This is a genomic window from Jeotgalibaca caeni (assembly GCF_028863945.1).
GTDB lineage: Bacteria > Bacillota > Bacilli > Lactobacillales > Aerococcaceae > Jeotgalibaca > Jeotgalibaca caeni.
Map to the genome: position 1 here is coordinate 36,494 of NZ_JARBEA010000016.1, position 7,487 is coordinate 43,980.

Here is a 7,487-nt window from a genome sequence, read left to right on the forward strand (position 1 = left end):
TTCTCATTTCATCTATCTTCTATTCTACCACTCTATGAAATAGTAAAAAAGCAGAGGCTTCTTTTTGAGCACGCAAAAAAGATCGGAATAGATCCGATCTCCTATACCCTATCCGATGTAGGTGTCTGTCATTCATTTTTTTCCAAAAATTCTATGTAGCTATCGATGTTTTCCAATGCTACAAACATGCGGGCACACTCGCGATAAACTTGAGCCAGTACTAAAAAGCGCTCCTGAGAGTAGTCTTCGGGATAGGAATCGGTTTTCCAAGTAAAACGCAGCGACGTGTTCAAATTACTCGCCGTTTTCGCCATGTTCCGTAAAAGTTCCACTTGATCTTCCTTGATATATTCCTGATTGTCGAAGCCCTCTAAGTCTTTTATCGTAGCCTGAAAGAATAAAATTGCCTCATAGATACGACACCGGAAGGTAATGCTGACTCGATTGTAGTAGCCACACTTAATCAGTTCTCGAAGATGTGCATTCACTTCTTCTATTGTATGATCTAGATCCAATTTTATTGCTTCGATGTTTTCGATTACCTGACTAAAAGATGTAATTTCTTCCATGCTGATATCAGTATATTCGGCACTCATCATAACCCCTCCTTCTATCCTTGATTTAGAGACCAACGAATGATCAGTCATAAACCGATGTATGGTGCCTTTTATTTCTCCTTTGAATCAGTTAAAATAGAAGGCACCAACCATCTAGGTGCTTAAGACTTGCAAAATGTTTTTTGACTTTTTACCAACCACCGATTAACCAGATATCTCCTCCGCCAAGTGCTCGTGCAGCTGGACCATTGCTAGTGAAAGCAGGCAGTGCCACAAACGTCAGAACCGTAGCCAATACAACAAACTTTTTACCCTTACGCAAGAATTTTTTCATGAAATTCCCTCCTAAATGGTTAGTTGTGTTTCTATGTCTTATTATAATACAGAAGTTCCGATTTCTTACCAAATATTCATAAATGAATATTTTACAAAAAGGGAGCTAAAAGCCTTGGAAAATCAACCTTTTAAGCATGTCTCTACTGGAGAGACCATAAAAAAAATCCGAAAAAATAAAAATTATACACAAAAGTTTGTTACGAAAGGAATTTTAAGCCAGTCTACCTATTCAAAAATTGAAGCTGGACGGGTTGACCCTTCCTATATGAAGTTCAGCCAAATTCTGCGCAGACTGGATATGTCTGAAGATGAGTTTCGTTTCTTGATTGATGAAGAGGGGGATGAGCGGGGAGAAGTGATTCAATCTTTCTTTCGGTTGAACTATAACGATAGTAACGCACTGAAGCAAATTAAGCAGCGAATCGGTGGGTACTTAGAGAATAAAGACGACTTCTTGTTACAAGACATTGGCTATATTTGCGATGCCTTAATCCTCATTATTGAGGAACGTAATTACTCAAAGGCAAGTCATTTCGCTACGAAAGTATGGAGCCGCTTAGAGAAGTTCGACCAATGGTACTTAACAGAATTTCGATTGATTAATTCAATCATGTTCATTTTTCCTGTCGAAACGATTTTAGAAATTGCGGAACGGATGAATCAGTATCTCAAAGACTATGTTACTCGTGAAAGTCGCTTGCTGCTCAATAATATGCAGACCAATATTTGTTTAGTGTTGATTCGTAACCACGAATATGAGGTTGCGTTGGAACACTTGAACGAATTGATTGTCCGTCTGCGTGAAGAACATAATTACTACTTACTATCCATCGTCTATATGCGAAAAGGGATCGTACTAACCCGTCTGGAAAATCCAGACGCTGAAACGTACCTTACGAAAGCAATGCGTCTTGTACAGGCCTTCGACCAGCCTGAATTAGAAGAAGCCTTTAAGAATGAAATTGAACACTATACCACCCCTGAAGAAGAAGGAGATTAAGATGAAGAACATAATCAAAGGAGCAATTGTAGGCATCTTCTTGATGATGTTGGCAGGTTGCCGCAATCAAGTAAATCGCGATTTTCTCAATCGGCTCGTTGATTTGCAAGAAAACTCTACAGTCACGGCAGATTTTTCCATTACCGACCTAGGCCTTTTGGACAACTCCGGCGCTGGAATGTTCGGGCCTTATTTGGAAGCTATTTTGGCGGAATTAAGTTATGAAGTGGTCATGGAAAAAGACCAAGAAAATCCCACTACTCTTTCCTTACAAATGGGCGTAGATGCCTTGGGAAGTTTACAACCCATCCTATCTGGAATAATCGACAGCGGCCATTTTCTCCTTGGCGTACCACCCTACTTGCAACTGCAAGCCCTAACGGGAAATGTTTCTCAGCCAGGGATTGCGATTGAACAATTGCGTGCCGATCATGTGGGGAAATGGGTGATGATGGAGAGTGAAACGATTGAAGTAGATGAGAAAGAATTGCTTCAACAGATGGGTGACTTGCGCAAGGAATTTTTAGCCTTGGATCCTGCTCTTTTTACGGAAGATGATTCTACCATGACCGTTACTCTGGGAACAGAAGAGTTGGAAGCTCTGTTTACTCCTTTTCTTCAAGAAGGCTCCCTTATAGAAGAAGATGCGACAGCTGAGGCGAAACTGACACTTAGCAAAGAAACCGATACGCTGTCTATTGCGATCACCATTGACCAGCTCGAATTAGAGGCCCTGACAGCGTTTGGTTTTGAGATAGAGGCAGACTTTACAAATCCTGACGTAACTGTGTCTGTACCTACTGAAGAAGACCGTGTTTCTCAAGGCCAATTGGATGCGCTCTTAGATCCAATCAATCCCTCTTCAACGCCGATTGGGTACACAGAACCTATTTTTGAAGACGTACGCAAGCGGATAGCCGCAACAAGAGAGACCTTAAACCGTGAAACCGGCCAGGAATTGTTAGAGGCTTATGCGTTGTTATTGAACGAAGAGCAGTATAAACAAATACAATCCGTAATTGATATTCCTACCCTTCCTACACGTTATAAACAACCAGAAACAGAGCCTTCTACTACACAACCGCATTCTGATATCGGAATTAGCGAAGAACGTTTCAACTCCCTAATTGACAGCGTCATTACGTACCGGGACAACCATACCAAACAAAGTGGCCAAAACACCTTGGACCAGTATTATGGCTTGTTGACAGAAGAACAATACCAAGAGCTGGAAGCAGCACTTGATATAGAGAGTTTGCCGCAATAATGGCTAGCGTTACGAGATATTAAAAAAGAGGCTGGACACATCGTCCGCCTCTTCTCTAACGCTCCCCTTAACCAAATGACAAGAACAGAATGGCCGCAATAATCAACGCGTACGACAAACGTTCCAAGTTTTTCTTTTTATTCGGCTCAATTTCTTTTCCAGCTCGTTGTTGTTTAATAATCCATAGATTAATCGCTAAACTTACTAAAGAAATAAGAATAGCAGCTACATATTTATTCATGGTTCACACCTTCCTGTTCGCTCAAAATCATATCAATATGTGGGATGTCATCCTCCAAATATATTTCGGAAACGGCTTGAAAGCCAAACGCTCCGTAAAAACGTTCCAAATGAGCTTGTGCAGCTAGATGGATCGGTACGTTGGGGAAATGGGTCTTCCCATAACGCAACGCTTCTCGCAAGAGTTCCTGCCCCTGTTGTTGTTTACGATAATCTGGATGTACAATCACTCGACCCAAACGGATGCCATCTTCTGCAGGAATAATCCGGGCATAGGAAATCAACTTTCCATCTTCTTGCTTGAAGAAATGAATGCTCTCTAAGTCCAGCTCATCTACTTCCTGATACGGACAGTTTTGTTCGACTACAAAAATTGCAATACGAAGCGCATAAATTTGATGCAGTTCATATACGGTTAACTCATTAAAACGCTTGGCTTCCCACATCTACCACACATCCTTTCTAGGTTCAAAATGATTATAACAAAAAATCTCCCACTAAGCCGCAAGACTTAAGGGGAGATTCATTATTTAGATATTTATGATCCAATCTAATTCTGCTACAGGAATCAATGGTATGTGTACCCCTAATTCATTTTTTACTGCTTCATACTCTACCCAATGATACGGGCCTTTTACCGATTCCACATGTCGATCAATAATATAATATTCATTATTTTCTTTGCGTTCTTTCTCTAATACGATAAAATGATCATTCCAATTTAAACTGATAAAGTAACCCGGAATGTTTCCCGTCGGATAGTGATACGAAGCAGGCAGATGGAACAGGTTTGTGCCTGACGCACATTGACGTAAGAATAAGTCCCCTTCTACCGATATCTTATACTTTACTGCTCGTGCCAACTCAGGAAATAAACGTGTACTCCTCTCCATACTTTCACCACCTACAATTAGTTTTTACAACCGCTTACATGTTATATAATAGATAGTATACCCACTTTTAAAAAGAAAGTATAGCCTTTCTTATTAATTTAATATTTTTGTAATATTTATATTCAATGTTCGGTTTTTAGCGAAATATTTCACTCTCTCCTTTCTGATTTTTCTCATTTTTATAGAAAAGAAGAATTATTTTACTTCACTCCCCATTTTCTTTACAATGAATGTATAGAAGAGAACGCTTACGGGCGTTCAAAGAATAAACTTGCAACAGAAAGCCAATTGAAGGAGGAATTAGTATGAAGCAACTGAGTAAATTCCCGAACGAGGAACTTTTGAATGCACAAGGACCTTTTGTAACGATTTATCAAAAGGTGGAAATGAATCCACCCAATACCGAATCTGTACAATTAAAGTTTAAAAATCATGTAAAAAATGCGAAAGAGCAAGTAAAACATGAATGTACAGGTCCGATGTGTGAGAATTTAATTGCTCAATTGGATAGCGTTCCAAATGATAAAGGCTTTTGGACGGTAAGTCGAGGCAGTGTCGCGTTCTTCTTCACTCCTCAAGAAACTTATTATTACCGGGTAAATACCAACCTCAATGATGGAATTTCATTTGGCGACAAACCAAATGTCTTGCCTTTGATCGAGGAATTCCAATACATTGAAAACTATTACCTACTTTGCTTGAACAATCATGAATTTAGCCTATACAGAGGGATTTTAGACCGAATCGAACCAGTGGAGTTACCAGAAGATGCGCCTAATACGATTGAAAAAGCATTAGGAGAAGAATTGGTAGGAAACCAAGAATTGAACTCTGGCGGCGGTGGCGGTTCATCCGTTCATGGTACACAAGAGAAGAGCTTGGAATGGGAAAAAGATCAAGAAAACTACTTCCGTATCATTGATAAGTATGTGTTTGAGAACTATTCTCGTAAAGAAGGCCTACCACTTGTGGTCTTTGCGCTCACAGAAAACCAAGCAGCATTCCGTGCCTTGTCGAAGAACAACTTCTTGCGTGACAACCGGATTGAAGCTTCTCCAGCACAACTAAATGAACAAGAAATTCAAAAAGAAGTAGAAAAATTAATTTCTCGCGTACTAAGAGAGCGTCATAGTGAAATTATTAACCGTTACGAAGAAGTAACGCCACAATATAAACTGGGCGACCAATACCAAGACTTGGCAATGGCAAGTCTTGAAGGCCGAATCGAAAGTTTGTTTATTGAAAAAAATGCAGAAATAAAAGGTTCCATCGACGATACGGGTCAAATGAAGCAGGGTGGCGATGATAATTTCTTGAACCAACTTGCCCTTAATGTCCTAGCGACAAAAGGGAAAGTATATGTTCTAGACCGTGCTCAAATGCCTGGTTTGAAAGACGTCGCAGCAATCCTGCGTTATTAAGAATTTTAGAAAGAGAAGGATTTATTCCTTCTCTTTTTTGTATAAATCTCTAATTCGAGACGTTTTGTTTGAAAAAATTTTTTTGTTGCGTTAAGCTACGAATGTAGTGGAAGACAATTGAAATAGGAGGAATTTAAATGTTAAAAATTGGAATTATTACTGGTAGTACGCGCCCTGGTCGTAACAGTCTACAAGTAGCCCAAAAGCTAAAAGAATGGGCTGACAAACGCGGCGATGCAGAGTATGAAGTAGTGGATATTGCCGATTACAATTTACCGATGTACAATGAACCTATTTCTGCTGCATACAGTCAAGACTACCAAACACCAGAGGCCAAACCTTGGTCCGAAAAGATTGCGTCTCTAGACGGCTATATCTTTGTTACTCCGGAATACAATCACGGCATCACTTCCGCATTGAAGAATGCGATTGACTATTTATATGTGGAATACAACAACAAACCTGCCGGTATCGTAAGCTACGGTTCATCAGGCGGCGTACGAGCAGCAGAAGCGATGCGGATTGTCCTAGCCGAACTACAAGTTGCGACCGTTCGTACTCACGTTGCCATGTCCCTCTTTACCGACTTCAAGAACATGAGCGAATTCGCTCCAGCACCTCTTCATGAAGAAACATTCAATACAGAGCTGGACCAATTGCTTGCTTGGGGAGAAGCTTTGAAGACCTTACGTGAAAAATAAAGATTATTATTAAATACAGAGACCTAATGTGAATTATTTTGTCAGTTAGATACAGGACAATTCACATTAGGCTTATTTTTATTTGGTGAAACGCTAAATATTATAATTAAAATATAACAAAAAAACTATTTTTTTCATGATATTTTAATGTTAATAATTATAATAGCGTTATAATAAAAAACAAGATATAGGAAGCGCTACCAAAAACCTCATAATCTAATCTACAAAGAGATTAATATCCCTCATTAGGAGAGAAACAGATGTTAGATTTGCTCAGTGATATCAGTGTTCTCATTGTCTTATTAGTGGGTGTTAAAAATGAACGGATTAAAATAAAAAACGGTAAAAATATGAAATGGGGACTAGTATTACTTTACTTTGTCATTATCATTTTTATATACCGAATGTTTACTTGATTTTCATTTTTTTCTCACAAAAATTTGTTACAGTTTTATTAGCTATGAATAGAAGGTATTGACCTCCAAAAGTTAGAGTAAAATCTAAATTCTTTGGAGGTCTTTATCTAGTAATGTATTGTAACATTCAGTTTTCAAGTTGTGCAAGAATATCTGGACGTGGCTCATCAGGTTACAAAGCCTTAATAAAGAAATATATCGCGGAAAGTGTTAAGAGATTACTGTGTTCTCGAATCATGATTTCCCTAATATATTAATTAGTATAACCAAGTTCGATTAAAAAAATGGTTAGCCTAAGCCCATTAGATACTGAACTTAAACCAACCTATTCCTTGCATAAAGAAAACTCTAACATTTAAGATTCACAATCTTTTTAATTTATTCATCGTACTTTTTCTATTTGGAGCTCGATATTTTCTAGCTTCATCCCCGTTTGATAGCGAGAAAAATAAGATCAAAAATTGTCTACCTGAATTATTCATACTCCTGAAATCTTCTTGAAAAATGTCTTTTTTAACGTTTAAGCATTCCGATTTTTTTGTATCACATTGATTTTACTAAATCGACCAGATATTTTGGGTTCACATCAGGCAACTTCGGGTTTGAGCCCTATTTTTGGGCGCAGGAACCCCTTGGGTTCCATCTGATTTTTTAAA

9 protein-coding genes are annotated in these 7,487 nt (G+C 38.7%); 4 read left to right on the forward strand and 5 right to left on the reverse strand.

Going from position 1 to position 7,487, the window contains the following annotated elements:
- Positions 1-128: 128 nt before the first annotated feature.
- On the reverse strand, positions 129-596 hold the full coding sequence (locus PVE40_RS05110) for a hypothetical protein (protein WP_274730810.1): 468 nt from the start codon (positions 594-596) through the stop codon (positions 129-131).
- A gap of 151 nt (positions 597-747) precedes the next feature.
- The gene (locus PVE40_RS05115; protein WP_274730811.1) at positions 748-891 is read right to left on the reverse strand and encodes a hypothetical protein; all 144 of its coding nucleotides are present in this window, start codon (positions 889-891) and stop codon (positions 748-750) included.
- Positions 892-1,005: 114 nt separating this feature from the next.
- On the opposite strand from PVE40_RS05115, the gene PVE40_RS05120 reads away from it, so the two are divergent.
- Entirely contained in the window at positions 1,006-1,893 is an 888-nt protein-coding gene (locus PVE40_RS05120) for a helix-turn-helix domain-containing protein (RefSeq protein ID WP_274730812.1), read from the forward strand.
- Position 1,894: 1 nt separating this feature from the next.
- Entirely contained in the window at positions 1,895-3,160 is a 1,266-nt protein-coding gene (locus PVE40_RS05125; RefSeq protein WP_274730813.1) for a hypothetical protein, read from the forward strand.
- A gap of 67 nt (positions 3,161-3,227) precedes the next feature.
- Here PVE40_RS05125 and PVE40_RS05130 read toward each other — a convergent pair whose 3' ends face one another.
- From PVE40_RS05130 to PVE40_RS05140, 3 genes are all read right to left on the reverse strand, one after another.
- On the reverse strand, positions 3,228-3,401 hold the full coding sequence (locus PVE40_RS05130) for a hypothetical protein (protein ID WP_274730814.1): 174 nt from the start codon (positions 3,399-3,401) through the stop codon (positions 3,228-3,230).
- Positions 3,394-3,846, reverse strand: coding sequence for a GNAT family N-acetyltransferase (locus PVE40_RS05135; RefSeq protein WP_274730815.1), 453 nt, complete (start codon positions 3,844-3,846; stop codon positions 3,394-3,396). The genes PVE40_RS05130 and PVE40_RS05135 overlap by 8 nt, the downstream gene beginning before the upstream one ends.
- Before the next feature lie 84 nt (positions 3,847-3,930).
- On the reverse strand, positions 3,931-4,293 hold the full coding sequence (locus tag PVE40_RS05140) for a hypothetical protein (RefSeq protein ID WP_274730816.1): 363 nt from the start codon (positions 4,291-4,293) through the stop codon (positions 3,931-3,933).
- 305 nt (positions 4,294-4,598) lie between these two features.
- Here PVE40_RS05140 and PVE40_RS05145 point away from each other — a divergent pair, with 305 nt between their 5' ends.
- Positions 4,599-5,714 (forward strand): baeRF6 domain-containing protein, encoded by a 1,116-nt coding sequence (locus tag PVE40_RS05145; RefSeq protein WP_274730817.1) that lies wholly within the window; start codon positions 4,599-4,601, stop codon positions 5,712-5,714.
- Between the two features lie 137 nt (positions 5,715-5,851).
- The gene (locus PVE40_RS05150) at positions 5,852-6,415 is read left to right on the forward strand and encodes an NADPH-dependent FMN reductase (protein WP_274730818.1); all 564 of its coding nucleotides are present in this window, start codon (positions 5,852-5,854) and stop codon (positions 6,413-6,415) included.
- The last annotated feature ends 1,072 nt before the right edge of the window (positions 6,416-7,487 follow it).